This is a genomic window from Mycobacterium sp. 852002-51057_SCH5723018, from assembly GCF_001667035.1.
Taxonomy (GTDB): Bacteria; Actinomycetota; Actinomycetes; order Mycobacteriales; family Mycobacteriaceae; genus Mycobacterium.
Window position 1 is genome coordinate 32101 of the sequence record NZ_LZIR01000120.1, and the last position, 13885, is coordinate 45985.

Annotated in this window: 15 protein-coding genes and 3 pseudogenes; 8 read left to right on the top strand and 10 right to left on the bottom strand. The window is 67.0% G+C overall.

Annotated elements, in window-relative coordinates; genetic code table 11:
• Window positions 1-79 precede the first annotated feature (79 nt).
• The 3 genes from A5764_RS24070 to A5764_RS24080 all read left to right on the top strand — a co-directional run bounded on the left by A5764_RS24070 (window position 80) and on the right by A5764_RS24080 (window position 2167).
• On the top strand, window positions 80-817 hold the full coding sequence (locus tag A5764_RS24070) for an HAD-IA family hydrolase (RefSeq protein WP_197501708.1): 738 nt from the start codon (window positions 80-82) through the stop codon (window positions 815-817).
• 61 nt (window positions 818-878) lie between these two features.
• Window positions 879-1358 (top strand): low molecular weight protein-tyrosine-phosphatase, encoded by a 480-nt coding sequence (locus tag A5764_RS24075; RefSeq protein ID WP_255361136.1) that lies wholly within the window; start codon window positions 879-881, stop codon window positions 1356-1358.
• A complete protein-coding gene (locus tag A5764_RS24080) occupies window positions 1358-2167 on the top strand; it encodes an SURF1 family protein (RefSeq protein WP_067118316.1) in 810 nt (269 codons plus the stop codon). The genes A5764_RS24075 and A5764_RS24080 overlap by 1 nt, the downstream gene beginning before the upstream one ends.
• Here the strand turns inward: A5764_RS24080 and A5764_RS24085 are convergent.
• Window positions 2149-3084 carry a cobalamin biosynthesis protein gene (locus A5764_RS24085; RefSeq protein ID WP_067118317.1) on the bottom strand — a complete coding sequence of 312 codons (936 nt, stop codon included), beginning with the start codon at window positions 3082-3084 and terminating at the stop codon, window positions 2149-2151. The two genes, A5764_RS24080 and A5764_RS24085, sit on opposite strands and share 19 nt — an antisense overlap.
• Before the next feature lie 52 nt (window positions 3085-3136).
• Between A5764_RS24085 and A5764_RS24090 the strand changes: the two genes are divergently transcribed.
• Together A5764_RS24090 and A5764_RS24095 are read left to right on the top strand one after the other, a co-directional pair.
• Window positions 3137-3952 (top strand): oxygenase MpaB family protein, encoded by an 816-nt coding sequence (locus A5764_RS24090; RefSeq protein WP_067118320.1) that lies wholly within the window; start codon window positions 3137-3139, stop codon window positions 3950-3952.
• Between the two features lie 16 nt (window positions 3953-3968).
• Entirely contained in the window at window positions 3969-4367 is a 399-nt protein-coding gene (locus A5764_RS24095) for a VOC family protein (RefSeq protein WP_067118323.1), read from the top strand.
• A gap of 29 nt (window positions 4368-4396) precedes the next feature.
• Here A5764_RS24095 and A5764_RS24100 read toward each other — a convergent pair whose 3' ends face one another.
• The 5 genes and pseudogenes from A5764_RS24100 to A5764_RS24115 all read right to left on the bottom strand — a co-directional run.
• Window positions 4397-5515: an epoxide hydrolase family protein gene (locus tag A5764_RS24100; RefSeq protein WP_067118480.1), complete on the bottom strand. Its 1119-nt coding sequence runs from the start codon at window positions 5513-5515 to the stop codon at window positions 4397-4399.
• 175 nt (window positions 5516-5690) lie between these two features.
• Window positions 5691-5972: an SDR family NAD(P)-dependent oxidoreductase gene (locus A5764_RS29750; RefSeq protein WP_255361130.1), complete on the bottom strand. Its 282-nt coding sequence runs from the start codon at window positions 5970-5972 to the stop codon at window positions 5691-5693.
• A 28-nt stretch (window positions 5973-6000) separates the two neighbouring features.
• Entirely contained in the window at window positions 6001-6291 is a 291-nt protein-coding gene (locus tag A5764_RS29755; RefSeq protein ID WP_255361131.1) for an SDR family NAD(P)-dependent oxidoreductase, read from the bottom strand.
• Window positions 6288-7331 carry a zinc-binding dehydrogenase gene (locus A5764_RS24110; RefSeq protein ID WP_067118482.1) on the bottom strand — a complete coding sequence of 348 codons (1044 nt, stop codon included), beginning with the start codon at window positions 7329-7331 and terminating at the stop codon, window positions 6288-6290. Before A5764_RS24110 ends, A5764_RS29755 begins: the two co-directional genes overlap by 4 nt.
• Window positions 7332-7512: 181 nt before the next feature.
• Window positions 7513-7917 (bottom strand): annotated as a pseudogene (locus tag A5764_RS24115) (LuxR C-terminal-related transcriptional regulator); the annotation flags it as partial.
• A gap of 477 nt (window positions 7918-8394) precedes the next feature.
• On the opposite strand from A5764_RS24115, the pseudogene A5764_RS28565 reads away from it, so the two are divergent.
• Window positions 8395-8544: pseudogene (locus tag A5764_RS28565) on the top strand (helix-turn-helix domain-containing protein); the annotation flags it as partial.
• Window positions 8545-8685: 141 nt separating this feature from the next.
• Window positions 8686-10218: a carboxylesterase/lipase family protein gene (locus A5764_RS24120; protein ID WP_067118327.1), complete on the top strand. Its 1533-nt coding sequence runs from the start codon at window positions 8686-8688 to the stop codon at window positions 10216-10218.
• Here the strand turns inward: A5764_RS24120 and A5764_RS24125 are convergent.
• A pseudogene (locus A5764_RS24125) lies at window positions 10219-10479 on the bottom strand (hypothetical protein); the annotation flags it as partial.
• Between the two features lie 128 nt (window positions 10480-10607).
• Here A5764_RS24125 and A5764_RS24130 point away from each other — a divergent pair.
• A complete protein-coding gene (locus tag A5764_RS24130) occupies window positions 10608-11393 on the top strand; it encodes an SGNH/GDSL hydrolase family protein (RefSeq protein ID WP_067118333.1) in 786 nt (261 codons plus the stop codon).
• Between the two features lie 392 nt (window positions 11394-11785).
• Here A5764_RS24130 and A5764_RS24135 read toward each other — a convergent pair whose 3' ends face one another.
• From A5764_RS24135 to A5764_RS24145, 3 genes are read right to left on the bottom strand one after another with little or no spacing between them, the layout of a single operon-like run.
• Window positions 11786-12322 (bottom strand): GDSL-type esterase/lipase family protein, encoded by a 537-nt coding sequence (locus A5764_RS24135; protein WP_067118336.1) that lies wholly within the window; start codon window positions 12320-12322, stop codon window positions 11786-11788.
• The gene (locus tag A5764_RS24140) at window positions 12319-13266 is read right to left on the bottom strand and encodes an ACP S-malonyltransferase (RefSeq protein WP_156664847.1); all 948 of its coding nucleotides are present in this window, start codon (window positions 13264-13266) and stop codon (window positions 12319-12321) included. Before A5764_RS24140 ends, A5764_RS24135 begins: the two co-directional genes overlap by 4 nt.
• Window positions 13263-13883, bottom strand: a complete 621-nt coding sequence (locus A5764_RS24145) for a malonate decarboxylase holo-ACP synthase (RefSeq protein WP_197501710.1) — start codon at window positions 13881-13883, stop codon at window positions 13263-13265. The genes A5764_RS24140 and A5764_RS24145 overlap by 4 nt, the downstream gene beginning before the upstream one ends.
• Window positions 13884-13885: the final 2 nt, after the last annotated feature.

Consider the following 13885-nt stretch of genomic DNA (forward strand, 5'->3'; position numbering starts at 1 on the left):
GAAACACTAGTGCGCCGCGTTGAGCGTGGGGCAGGAACACCGTGGTACCCGAGATGCGCCCATCGAGGACAATGGGGAGGTGACAAGCACTACGTCGGCGGATTGCCCGCCTCCTCCCGGCGACGGCCCCCTCGCCGCTACGCGGCCGGGGATGCCCGAGGTAGCCGCGGAACTGGTGATCTTCGACCTCGACGGCACCCTGACCGACTCGGCGCAAGGCATCGTGGCCAGCTTCCGGCACGCGCTCGACCACATCGGCGCGCAGGTGCCCGAGGGTGACCTGGTCGCGCAAATCGTCGGCCCGCCGATGGACGACACGTTCCGGTCGATGCTCGGCGAGTCCGCCGAGGAGGCGATCGCGGCCTTCCGTGACGAGTACGGCAGCCGGGGCTGGGCGATGAACACGCTGTTCGACGGGATCGAGCCGCTGCTGGCCGACCTGCGCGCCGCCGGCGTCCGGTTGGCCGTGGCCACCTCCAAGCTGGAACCGACGGCCCGGCGCGTCCTGGCCCACTTCGGCGTCGAGCAGCATTTCGAGGTCATCGCCGGCGCGACGCCGGACGGCTCGCGCAAGAGCAAGGAGGAGGTGCTCGCCCACGCGCTGGAACAGCTGCAGCCGCTGCCCCGGCGCGTGCTGATGGTGGGTGACCGTAGCCACGACGTGCACGGCGCGGCCGCCCACGGCATCGACACCGTGGTGGTCGGCTGGGGCTACGGGCGGGACGACTTCGCTCATTTTGGCGCGGACGGCGCCACTGTCACCGGCGTGACGCATGCCGCGACGATGGACGACCTGCGGAGGGCCCTCGGTGTCTGATGCCAATGCCCCACTCCTCAGCGGGACGTCCGACGGCCCGCACCGTCGCCGGGGCGAACCGCTGCACATCACCTTCGTCTGCACCGGCAACATCTGCCGCTCGCCGATGGCCGAGAAGATGTTCGCCGACCAGCTGCGGCGGCGCGGACTGGGTGACGCGGTGCGGGTGACCAGTGCCGGCACCGGCAACTGGCACGTCGGCGATTGCGCCGACGACCGCGCCGCCCGGGTGCTGCGCGCCCACGGCTATTCCACCGCTCACTGCGCCGCTCAGCTCGACGACGACCACCTGTCGGCCGATCTGGTGGTGGCCCTGGGCCGCAATCACCTTCGGCTGTTGCGGCAGCTCGGTGTGGACGACGGCCGGATCCGGATGCTGCGGTCGTTCGACCCGCGCTCGGGTTCCCATCCGCTGGACGTCGACGACCCGTACTACGGCGGCCACGAAGACTTCGAGCGGGTCCTCGCCGTCATCGAGGCCGCCCTGCCCGGGCTGCACGCCTGGGTCGACGAACGGCTCGCGGGCAACGGACAAGCCTGATGGGCCGCCTGGCTTTCCTGCTGCGCCCGGGCTGGATTGCGCTGGCGCTGGTGGTCATCGCCTTCACCTATCTGTGCTTCGTGGTGTTGGCCCCCTGGCAGCTGGGCAAGAACACCAGGACCTCGCGGGAGAACCACCAGATCGAGACCTCCCTCAACACCCCGCCGGTCGCGCTGAAAACGGTTCTGCCCCAGCAGGATTCGTCGGCCCCGAGCGCGCAGTGGCGCCGGGTGACGGCGACCGGACACTACCTGCCGGACACCTCGGTGCTGGCCCGGCTGCGGGTGGTCGAGGGTGACCCGGCGTTCGAGGTGCTGGCGCCGTTCGTCGTCGACGACGGCCCGACCGTGCTGGTCGACCGCGGCTATGTGCGGCCCGTGCAGGGGTCGCGCGTGCCCCCGATCGCGCGGCCGCCGGCGGAGACGGTGACCATCACGGCGCGGCTGCGCGACTCCGAGCCGACCGCGCCGGGCAAGGATCCGTTTTTCAGTGACGGTGTGCAGCAGGTGTATTCGATCAACACCGCTCAGGTCGCGACGGTGATGAAGGTCCCCCTGGCCGGGTCCTACCTGCAATTGGTCGACAACCAGCCCGGCGGCCTCGGCGTGATCGGTGTGCCGCACCTGGACGCCGGACCGTTCCTGTCCTACGGGATTCAGTGGATTTCGTTCGGCATCCTCGCGCCGATCGGGTTGGGCTACTTCGCCTACTCCGAGATCCGCGTTCGCCGCCGCGAAAAGCAACAGGCCACCGAAACCCCGGTGACCGTTGAGGAGAAACTCGCCGACCGCTACGGCCGCCGCCGGTAGGCCAGCGCGATCACCGCGGCGGCCGCCGCCTGCACCGCCCGCGACAGCGCGACCGCGCGCCGCAGGTCGGCCACCGTGGGCGGCCGGCCGTCGCCGAGGGTGGGCCGGATCTGCACCTCGTGGTGGTAGTGGGTGGGCCCGCCGAGCCGGACGCCCAGCGCCCCGGCGAAGGCCGCCTCGACGACACCGGCGTTGGGGCTGGGATGCCGGGCGGCGTCGCGGCGCCAGGCGCCCAATGCGGCCGCGGGTGATCCGGACACGACCGGCGCGCACGCGACGACGAGCGCCGCGGTCACCCGGGCGGCGATGTAGTTGGCCGCGTCGTCCAATCGGGCTGCGGCCCAACCGAATCGGACGTAGCGGGGAGAGCGGTGGCCGACCATCGAATCCAGCGTGTTGATGCCACGGTAGGCGAGCACGGCGGGCACACCGCCCGCGGCCGCCCACAGCAGCGGCGCCACCGCGGCGTCGGAGGTGTTCTCCGCGACCGACTCCAGCGCCGCCCGCGTCAGGCCCGCGCCGTCGAGGCGCGCCGGGTCGCGCCCGCACAGCGAGGGCAGCAGCCGACGGGCGGCCCCGATGTCGCCGCGCTCGAGCAACTGCGACATTTCCAGGCCGGTGCGCGCCAACGACGTTCCGCCCAGCGAGATCCACGTTGCCGTGGCGGTGGCAGCGACGGAGGGGAACCGGCCCCGGGGTATGGCCGCCGCGCCCAGGATGATTACCGCACCGACCATGAGGATTACGTGCAGCGCACCGGCGGCCTTGGTGTCGCGGTACGCGATGCCCTCTACCCGCGCGGCCGCCCGGCCGAACAGGGCGACCGGATGACCCCGTTTCGGATCGCCGAGCGCGAGGTCGGCCAGGTAGCCGGCCAGCATGCCGGCGATCCGGTCATGGCGCCTCGTCGCAAACATTCCGGCAGCGTCTCACACGTGGTCTACTCGATTGCATGAGGCGACATCAGCCATGAAGGGGCCCGCGACCCGGATCGCCGACCTGCTGAACCCGGCCGCGGTCCTGCTGCCGGCGGCAAACGTGATCATGCAGCTGTCGCTGCCCGGCGTCGGCTACGGCGTGCTGGAGAGCCCGGTCGACAGCGGCAATGTCTACAAACATCCGTTCAAGCGGGCCCGCACCACTGGCACCTACCTTGCGGTCGCGGCCATCGGGACCGAGTCCGACCGGGCGCTGATCCGCGGCGCCGTGGACGTCGCGCACCGGCAGGTGCGGTCGACGCCGTCGAGCCCGGTGTCCTACAACGCCTTTGACCCCAAGCTGCAGCTGTGGGTGGCCGGCTGCCTGTACCGCTATTTCGTCGACCAGCACGAGTTCCTGCACGGCCCGCTGGACGACTACAGCGCCGAAGCCGTCTATCGCGACGCTAAACGGTTGGGCACGACGCTGCAGGTGCCCGAGCGGATGTGGCCACCGGACCGGGCCGCGTTCGACGCGTACTGGAAGCGCTCCCTCGACCAGCTGCGCATCGACCCGCCGGTGCGCGAGCACCTGCACGGGGTCGCATCGATGGCGTTTCTGCCGTGGCCGCTGCGGATGCTGGCGGGGCCGTTCAACCTGTTCGCGACGACGGGATTCCTGGCGCCCGAGTTCCGCGCGATGATGCGGCTTGACTGGTCGCGGAGCCAGCAACGCCGGTTCGACTGGCTGCTGGTCGCCCTGCGGCTGGCCGACCGGCTGATCCCGCACCGGGCGTGGCTCTTCAGCTACCGGCTTTACTTGTGGGACATGCGATCTCGGGCGCGCCGCGGCCGGCGAATCGCCTAGGGCTAGAGTCGACGGCATGACTTTCCCCGCGCTCAACCACGTCGCGGTCACGGTGCGTGACCTCGAGGTCAGTGGCCCCTGGTATCGCACGCTTTTAGGCTCCGATCCGATACTCGACGAGCACACCGACGCCGGCTTCCGGCACCTGGTCTGGATGCTGAACGGCCACACTGTGTTCGGCATCCACCAGCATGACCGGCCGGCTCCCGACGAGGCCTTCAGCGAGCTACGTCTCGGTCTCGACCACGTCGGTTTTGGCTGCGGCGACCGCGCCGAGCTGGAGAAGTGGGTCACGCGCCTGGACGAACTGGGTATCAAACACGGCGGCATCGTGGACGCGCCGTACGGCTCGGGGCTGAGCTTTCGCGACCCCGACGGGATCGCCCTGGAGTTTTTCGCGCCGCCGGGCGGCTGACGCGAATCCCTTGCGGCCGAGTGTGTATCTCAGCGGATCGTCGCGAAGAAAGCCCGTAGGTCCTCGACGAACAGGTCCGGTTGCTCGAACGCCGCGAAGTGCCCGCCGCGAGGCATGTCCGTCCAGTGCGTGATGTTGTAAGCCGGCTCGCACCACGACCGCGGGGACTTCAGCAGCTCCGCCGGGAAAGCGGCGATGCCGGTGGGCAATTCGACCCGCTCCATCTGACCCCACACCCTGAAGCTCTCCCAGTACAAGCGGGCCGACGAGGCCCCGGTGGCCGTGACCCAATACATCATCACGTTGTCGAGCAGCTCGTCGCGGCTGAAGGCGTTCTCGGGATGCCCGTCGCAGTCCGACCAGGCCCAGAACTTCTCGACGATCCACGCCAGCTGTCCCACCGGCGAGTCCACCAGCCCGTAGCCCACCGTTTGCGGCCGGGTGGACTGCTGCTTGGAATAGCCGGTGCCCGACCTGCGGTGCTCGGCCAGCGCCGCCAACGCCTTCCGCTCCTGGTCGGTGGGGTTCTTCAGGGCTTCGGGTGTGGGACGCCCGATCGGCATGTTCACATGGATGGCCACGCAGTGGCCGCCGCTTCGGCCGATCTGGGTGGTGACCGCCGCGCCCCAATCGCCGCCCTGCGCGCCGTAGCGGTCGTAGCCCAGGCGCAGCATGAGCGTCTCCCACGCCGCGGCGATCTGTTCGACGCCCCATCCGGCGCGGGTGGGCTTGCCGGAGAATCCGTAGCCCGGAAGCGACGGGCACACCACGTGAAAGGCGTCCTCGGCCCGCCCCGACTCCGGATTGGTCAGCGGCTCAATCACCTTGTGGAACTCCACGATCGAGCCCGGCCAGCCGTGGGTGATCACCAGTGGGAAGGCGTCCTCGTGCGGCGAGCGTTGGTGGATGAAATGAATGTCCAGGCCGTCGATCTCGGTGACGAACTGGTCGAACCGGTTGAGCGCGGCCTCACGGGACCGCCAGTCGTACTCGTTGGCCCAGTAGTCGGCCAGCTCCCGGGTGTAGGCCAACGGCATGCCCTGGCTCCAGTCGTCGACGCACTCGGCTTCCGGCCAGCGGGTCCGTGCCAAACGCGATCGCAGGTCGTCCAGGACGTCGTCGGGAACGTCGATACAAAACGGCCGCACGGATTGCTCGCCCACGCCCCAGAGGTTGCCACACCCGGCTCTACGCCGACAACGACGCGCGGGCGCAACACTGGTGGGCGCGGACGGTATCGAACCGCCGACCGCTGGTGTGTAAAGCCCTGCCCGGCCGTATCTCGCGTTTCACCCAGTCCCGTAGCGCCTCGAAACATCCAGGTCAGCGACCTTTCCATGACTTCTCGGTCCAGCGAGTGTCGGGCCGTATCTGCGTGTCTTGGCACACTCTTGGCACAACGGGGGTTTTGTTTGCCAGGTGTTGGGTCAACCCGTGCAGGCCGGCCTTGCTGGCCGCGTAATGCGCGCCGACGACGCCGCCGTTGAGCCCCGCGATCGACGAGATGAACAGCACTCGTCCGAACCGCTTTTCGACCATGGCAGGCAGCACCTGCTGAGCAAGCAGAAACGGAGCGGTCAGGTGATCGCGAGCGTGGTGCTCCACGACTCGAAATCGATGTCCTGCCAACCGGTTATCGTCGCGGTGCCGGCGTTGGCGACCAGCACGTCGACGCCGCCCAATTCAATGTTGGCCTGTTCCACCAGGCGCGAAGGGGACTCGGGTCGGCAAGATCGGCGGACGCGACGACGACCCGCCGCCCCAATCCGCGGGCATACGCCGCGGCCTCTTCCGCGTCGTCGCCATGGCGTCCGTACGTCAGAAACAGATCCACGCCGTCGTCGGCGAGTGCGCGGGCGATCCCCTTGCCGATGCCGCCGGATGCGCCGGTGACCAGCGCGACCCGTCCGGTCAGCGCGCTCACGGCTTGACCAGGATCCGGATCGGGTTGCCCTCCTGGTGTTCGAGCTTCTCGATGCCCACTGCGACGTCCTCCAGGGAAACGATGTCGCTGATCGACCGAGACAGATCCAGCCGTCCGGTGGAGACGAGCGTAGCGAGCGTCTCGATGTCGACGTTCTGATAGCCGAGATGGCCCAGCACGTGCTTCTGCGACAAACCGAACATCTCGGTGGGTCCAACCGTCGGCGACTGGTCACTCATTCCCACCGCAACCAGGCGACCGCCGACTCGCACAGAATCCAGCGCCTGTTCGAACGTCGACTTGAGGCCCACCGCGTCGAACGCGACGTCGAGCTTGCGTCCGCCGGTGAGGTCGGCGATCTTGTCGCGGAGCTCCTCGTCGCGGGCGTCGAACGCATAGTCGGCGCCGACTTCGAGCGCGCGGTCGAGCACCTCAGCCTTGGTGTCGACGGCGATCACCGGGACGGCACCGACAAGCCGCGCGAGCTGAACGATGTGGGTGCCGACGCCGCCGAGGCCCCACACCCCGACCGACTCGCCGACGCCGACCTTTCCGGTGCGCACCACCGCGCCGAACGGTGTGGACACCGCGTCGGCGAGGATGGCGGCCTGCTCCATTGCTACGTTGTCGGGGACGCGCGTCAGGCCGATCGCCTGGGCGACCGTGTACTCCGCCCACGCACCGTCGTAGGCGAACGCCATCAGCTGGATGCGAAGACAGTTCGCCAGGTCGCCGCGCCGGCAGTTCGGGCATGTCGTGCATGGGCGCCCGGCGGGGACGATGACCCGGTCGCCTTCTTGCCAGCCGGTGACGCCGGGGCCGAGCTTGGCGATGGTGCCAGAGGCCTCGTGGCCCTGGGTCACCACCGGCCGCTCCGGCGGGAAGGTGCCGTTGATCAGGCTCAGGTCGGAATGGCAGATGCCACAGAACGCGACCTTGACGAGCACCTCGCCCGGCGCGGGTTCGGGAATCGGAACGTCCTCCACTACAACGGTTTTCGTGTCACTGTAAAACCGCTGCGCCCGCATCATCGATACCATGTCGCTCCGTTCGTTGCCTCGCTGCCATCGCAACATGTGCCGCCTATTCGGCCTACGCCGCGCGGCATGGTCATCTCCCAGGATTGCGTGCCCGTGATCCGCTGTCGCTACCGCTGACACCCCTCAATGCCCCCAGGCAGCGGCAATCCCCGCTACCGGTCAACTGCAAATCGTCCGCTGATCACCGCGCTTCGAGGAAGGTGACAACCGCAAGCACGCGACGATGGTCGTCGTCGGTCTCCGGCAGGTTCAGCTTCATGAGAATGCTGCGGACGTGTTTTTCGACGGTGCCCTCGGTTACCCAGAGTCGGTGCGCAATGCCGGCGTTGGAACGTCCCTCTGCCATCAAGGCCAGCACCTCTCATTCCCGTGCGCTGAGCGCGGCGAGTGGGTCGTCGCGTCGGCGCGCTGACACCAACTCCTGCACTAGCGCGGGGTCGACGACCGAAGCGCCACTGGCGATTCGCTCCACCGTGGCGATGAATTCCGCCACGTCGGTGACTCGGCTTTTAAGGAGATAACCGACGCCGCGCCCGCAAGCCAAAAGCTCCATCGCGGGCTCGACCTCGACGTGCGCCGACAACAACCATCATCAACCGAGACGCTCTAACACCATCAATGTGACAACTCCGGTGGTCCTCTCGGCGTTCAGTGGCGCGGTGTCGGTGGGGGGATTTGGCCACTTACGACACGAGTTGAGGTCTTCCAATTGAGTGATAGACCCTGACAACTCCCGCAATGGGCGTACTTAAAATCCGCACAGTGTCGGTTCGAGTCCGACTGGGGGCACTGAAGTTCTCACAGGTAGAGGCGGTTTTTGTCTCGACCACATGAGCAGTCAGCTTGCGTCGGGGGGTCTGCGTCAGCGCTGCGTCAGCATGCAGTTTGTGCGATTCCGGTTCATGCTTGACATTTCGGTTCCGGTTCCTGCTTTACGGTTCTGGGACGTGGTTCCGGTAGGTGCGCGACAACAGTTCCGGTAGGTGCTTTACACCCTGGTTCCTTGCGAGCGGGTCGCGGTGGTTTCTTTCGTAGTCGTGGGTGGACTGCGGAAGGGGCCGGCATGTTGCGGGAGTTGCGGGTGTCCGAGTTGCGTTATCGGGCGGTGCTCGAGGTGCTGGACGGGGCGGTGATCAGCACCGTTGCCCGTCGCTATGGGGTGTCTCGCCAGACCGTGCATGCTTGGCTGCGCCGGTATGCGCGCGCGGGAGCGCTTACAGCTGGCAGGTATCTATGGAATATCGCTAGCGGGAACCGTGAATGGGTGTCAGCGGTGGCGACTTTCACCGTCCGCGCCGCAATTCTGGAAGCCATCGCAATCGATACAAATAACCGGTTACGGGCAAAGAGGCGCATGACACACAACAGCACGGTCGTCGAGACGGCATACGGCCCCGTTCGCGGTGCCGACCACGGCCACGTACGGGTCTGGAAGGGCATCCGCTACGCCGCACCGCCGGTCGGCGATCTGCGTTGGCGAGCACCACAACCGCCCAAGCGATGGACCGAAGTCGTCGACGCCTCCGCGTTCGGCCCAGTGTGCCCACAGCCGACGCTGCCCGTAGTCCCGTTGGACCTCGGTGCACCGCCAGATGAGGACTGCCTGTCGCTGAATATCTGGGTCCCCAGTACGGCCGGCGACGCCAAACCAGTGATGGTGTGGCTGCACGGTGGCGCCTACGTGTTGGGCTCCGGGAGCCAGCCGCTGTACGACGGAAGCGTTCTCGCCAGCAACGGCGACACTGTCGTCGTCACCATCAACTACCGCCTCAACGCGTTCGGGTTCCTCGACCTGTCTTCTTTCAGCGACCGCTACGACACCAACCTCGGCCTGCGCGACGTGATTTCCGCGCTGCGGTGGGTGCGCGACAACATCGCGGAGTTTGGCGGCAACCCCAATCGGGTCACGATATTCGGAGAATCGGCTGGCGCCGGCATCGTCACCACGTTGTTGTCTAGCCCCGCGGCCGAGGGCCTCTTCGTCGGAGCGATCGCCCAAAGCTCGCCTGCCACTTCGGTTTACGATCCCAAGCGCACGCAACGCATTACCGAGCTTTTCCTGAAGGAGCTGGGGGTCGAGCCGGGAAATGTCGACCGGCTACGCGAGGTGCCTGCCAACGCCCTCGTCACCGCGTCGCAAAACCTCTTTGAGGCTGTGCCGATGCAGACGCCTGGCACGCGGGCATTTGCTCCGATGATCGATGGCGACCTGGTTCCTGAACATCCGGTCAAGCTGGCACGCACAGGCCGATCGCTTCCGGTCCCGCTGATCATCGGCACCAACAGGCACGAAGCCGCGTTGTTCAGGTGGATGAAGTCGCCACTGATGCCGATCACGCCCCCGGCGCTGAAGGCGATGTTCGCTGAAATCGCCTCGGAGCAACCGGAATTGGTGCTGCCGACCGAAGAGGAAATCGGCTCCGCATATGAGGGTTTGCGGATCAAGGCGCGCGGCATGGCCGTCGCTCGTGACCTCGGCTTCCGAATGCCGTCGGTCTGGCTCGCCGAAGGGCACAGCACTGTCGCCCCGGCATATCTCTATCGATTCGACTTCGCCACGCCGATGCTGCGGCTCCTGCGCATCGGGGCCGCCCACGCGACGGAATTGCCGTACGTCTGGGGCAATCTCAGCATGGGTCCGAAGGATCCGACCTTCAAGCTCGGCGGCCTAAAGGCCGGGCAGGCCGTTTCCAAGCGCGTGCAGGCGCGCTGGCTGAACTTTGCCGCCCACGGAAAGCCGCTCGGCCTGCCCGACGAGCCCGCCTGGATTCCCTACCAAGAGGCCGATCGGGCCTGCCTGGTCATCGGTCGCACCGACACTGTGGTCAACGACCTTGATCGCGACATCCGTCCGATGTGGGGCGACAAGGTCCTGAACTTCCGGTAGTTATTTCATCGTCGCCAGGTTGCGCCAGAAGTTTTTGAGGCTGTCTGTGCCGCCGAACAGCGTGGTGAAGTTCGTTGAGTCGACGAGCACGATGTCCCCGGCCGGCTCGCCGGCCGGCGGCATCCAGATCAACGCATTGAACTCGGTGTTGCCCTCCGAAGTGAACGGGTGCGGCCGGTTCGGGTCGACGCGCTGACGGCCGAGTACGCGCACGGAATCATTTTCGGGTTCGGTCAGTTCGTAGTGCGGCAGGTGGAGATGCTCCCCGGAGACGTACTGACCCGCCTCACCGATAGCCCCGACATCCACGTGATGTCGACGGCCGATCTGGGGCTGATCACGACCATGCACCGGCTCACCCGCTCACGGCGTTCGAGGGGACCAAGCAGATGACGGAGTACCGCAGCATCGCCGCACTTGGCAGTTCCTACGCAGCCGGCCCGAACATCAAGCCCATCGTGAACCGTGCCGCCATGCGGTCCGGCAACAACTACGCTCACGTACTGGCCCGCTCGATCGGTGCCGACCTCACCGACCTCACCGTCTCCGGGGCAACGACTCCCACCATCCTCGACACCCCCCAGCGCGTTGGTCTAGTGAAGTTTGCCCCCCAGCTTGCGTCGCTGCCTGCCGATACCGACCTCGTCCTGGTGACGGCCGCAGGCAACGATCTCGGATATCTGGGCTCGGCCATCAAACTCGCCGCGTACTTCATCCTCGACAAGTACACCGGCGGCCAGCTGCGCCGCTGGAAGCCGCCCCGCCTGCCGGTCACGACCTCCCGACAGCGCGATGGTGCCGTACTCGGACTGACTAAAATCGTCGTGGAGTCACGTCGGCGCGCGCCGACGGCTCGAGTCGTCCTGGTGGACTACCTCCCGATGGTCTCCGAATCAACCACCCCCGGTGAGGATGTCCCTTTCGACTCGGCGGCCATCGATGCGTTGGCGGCGGTTCACCAGCAACTGACCGGCGTCTTCGACGCCGCAGCTAACAACGCTGGCGCTGAGGTGTTACACGCATCACGGCTGGGGATCGGACATGAACTCGGCAGCGTCGAGCCATGGGTCCAGCCCATGCAGCCCCTCCACCGCTTCCCGGCTTCCTTCCATCCCAACGCCGCAGGGATGCAGGCGATCGCCGCAGAGCTTCGGAGAACGATTACCGCGACGTGACGGGCAATATGCCAGCCACTCCGACGGGCGTGACCAAGGCCAGTCCTTGGGTGGGGCTTGTTGCGCCCGGTGAACTTCGGCGGCCGCGGCACGGCGTGGATGGTTTCGCGACCCTAATTTATGTTGTATGTCCCTACACATTGTCCTGATCCTTTTTTCATCGGTTATGAATGGGATCCGACCGGAATCAGCAGATTTTCGTTGCGCATCGAGCGGCGTCGGATCCCTTGTGGCACTGGGAAATAACGGGATTCCAGGGGAGTCGTTGAGAACGTCCAAAACCGAATCCGTTGGTCGCGGGTTCGAGCCCCGCCCGCCCCACTCGTATCTGCTGGTAAAGCGCTTGTCTGTCGTCCGAACGCGGATCAAACCTTGACGCCCACTCATCAGCCCTAGGGATTCATATCGCCGACGACGACACCGAGCGGTCGGTACACCGATGTTCGGAACTGCGTCCGCACCGGGCGCCGGATCAGGTTCTTGGGCCAGTCGTCTGCGTTGGCGGTTTCCGACCACTGCACTCCGGCTCCGGTCGTATCGGTGGTGACTGGCAGGCGGGGCGGCTTCCAGCGGCGCAGCTGGCCGCGGGTGTACTTGTCGAGGATGAAGTACGCGGCGAGTTTGATGGCCGAGCCCAGATATCCGAGATCGTTGCCTGCGGCCGTCACCAGGACGAGGTCGGTATCGGCAGGCAGCGACGCAAGCTGGGGGGCAAACTTCACTAGACCAACGCGCTGGGGGGTGTCGAGGATGGTGGGAGTCGTTGCCCCGGAGACGGTGAGGTCGGTGAGGTCGGCACCGATCGAGCGGGCCAGTACGTGAGCGTAGTTGTTGCCGGACCGCATGGCGGCACGGTTCACGATGGGCTTGATGTTCGGGCCGGCTGCGTAGGAACTGCCAAGTGCGGCGATGCTGCGGTACTCCGTCATCTGCTTGGTCCCCTCGAACGCCGTGAGCGGGTGAGCCGGTGCATGGTCGTGATCAGCCCCAGATCGGCCGTCGACATCACGTGGATGTCGGGGCTATCGGTGAGGCGGGTCAGTACGTCTCCGGGGAGCATCTCCACCGCGTGCGTCACACCAAGTTCGGGCAGAATCTCGGCGATGGTGCGCCATTGGACTGGCTGAGCCACCGACTCGATCAGATCGGCGAGCACGGCGTGGCTGTCTTGGGTTCGCCGGCCACGGGTGTTGGTCAGGTAGGCGGCCCGTAGCGGGCGTGGCGGTACGGCGGCGAGGTGGTCGGCTAGCGCATCGCGCACCGGTTTCAAAAGCGCGCCGTGGGAGGCGACACTGACACCAAGTCGTCGCACTCGTTGGGCTCCGGCGTGTTCGGCTGCGAGATCGAGGGCGTTCAATGCACCCCATGAGCCGCTGAACACGACCTGTCGGCGGCTGTTGACGTTTGCCACCCACAGCGGGTCTTGCGCCGAACCCACCTCACGCGCGACTGCCTCGGCCGTACGCGCGTCGACGCCGTCTACCGCGGTCATGCCCCAACGTCCTGCCGCGCAGACGCGTTCCATCTCCGAGGCGCGCAGCGCCACCGTGTCGAGCGCTTCGGTGAACAGAAGTGCCCCGGCAAGGACCGCCGCGCTGCACGCCCCCACGGAATGGCCGGCCACCACATCTGGATCGGGAACCCCGCGTTTGAGAAGCGCTCGCGCGCAGGCAGTGCCGGCGATGAGGAGAGCGAGCTGTGCATTGCTGGAGCGGGCAAGACCGTCAACGCTGTCCAAATCGGCGAAGCTCGGCAGATCGGCACGCGAGGCGAGGAACGTCTCGGCCTCCTCGAGCGTCTCCTGACACAAGCCCTCGACGCTGAGCATTCCGGGCCGTTGAGAGCCTTGCCCCGGAAAGAGAAAGGCAGTCACCGACGCTCCAGCAGCGCTACGACGGGCATGAGTGCTGGCCCGGTCGGGGTCCGTACCAGCACCTCGTCGACCGTCGACAACAGCTCTTCCAACGCGACGGTGCCGATGCCGAGGTCGAGCTGGGCGTCGACGTGGGCGGGTAGGCAGGCGAAGCCGTGGCGCAATCGGGTCAGCAAATCCCATCGCGTGGATAGGTCTTGCGGATGTGCCCGCAAGACGAGGTCGAGGTCGCTCTGCGGGCGCAGCGTTGGCAGTCCCGTGGCGAGTTCGAAGCCGGCGCTGCCGGTCGGCCCCCACGGCATGGTCGCCGGCGCGAGCAGATGCCGCACTTCGGCGAGTGTCCGCGACGCCGGGGTCCGCAGCGGCAGACTTGCCACCCGCTCCACGAGCTCTTCTGGCGTCAACCGCTCGACGATGCTCACTGCCGTGACCACGGCGGCCCAGCGCTGATCGCGCGCCGGACCGCGCACCCCCACCGGCACCTGGCCGTCGCGGACGGCACTGCGACGCACAACCGCCCACGGTGCCCGGGCCAGCGCCGAGCTCACCCATTGCGGGGCACTACCCGAAAGCTCGGCGGGACGCCGGAGCCGCACCAGGTCGTGGGCCCGCGTCACTC

What these genes read in the sequence shown, in the direction of transcription:
- A5764_RS24090 (WP_067118320.1), top strand. Translation starts at nt 3,137, where the DNA reads ATGAAGGGGCCCGCGACCCGGATCGCCGACCTGCTGAACCCGGCCGCG.
- A5764_RS24095 (WP_067118323.1), top strand. Translation starts at nt 3,969, where the DNA reads ATGACTTTCCCCGCGCTCAACCACGTCGCGGTCACGGTGCGTGACCTC.
- A5764_RS24080 (WP_067118316.1), top strand. Translation starts at nt 1,358, where the DNA reads ATGGGCCGCCTGGCTTTCCTGCTGCGCCCGGGCTGGATTGCGCTGGCG.
- A5764_RS24130 (WP_067118333.1), top strand. Translation starts at nt 10,608, where the DNA reads ATGACGGAGTACCGCAGCATCGCCGCACTTGGCAGTTCCTACGCAGCC.
- A5764_RS24120 (WP_067118327.1), top strand. Translation starts at nt 8,686, where the DNA reads ATGACACACAACAGCACGGTCGTCGAGACGGCATACGGCCCCGTTCGC.
- A5764_RS24135 (WP_067118336.1), bottom strand. Translation starts at nt 12,322, where the DNA reads ATGACGGAGTACCGCAGCATCGCCGCACTTGGCAGTTCCTACGCAGCC.
- A5764_RS24110 (WP_067118482.1), bottom strand. Translation starts at nt 7,331, where the DNA reads ATGGTATCGATGATGCGGGCGCAGCGGTTTTACAGTGACACGAAAACC.
- A5764_RS24085 (WP_067118317.1), bottom strand. Translation starts at nt 3,084, where the DNA reads ATGTTTGCGACGAGGCGCCATGACCGGATCGCCGGCATGCTGGCCGGC.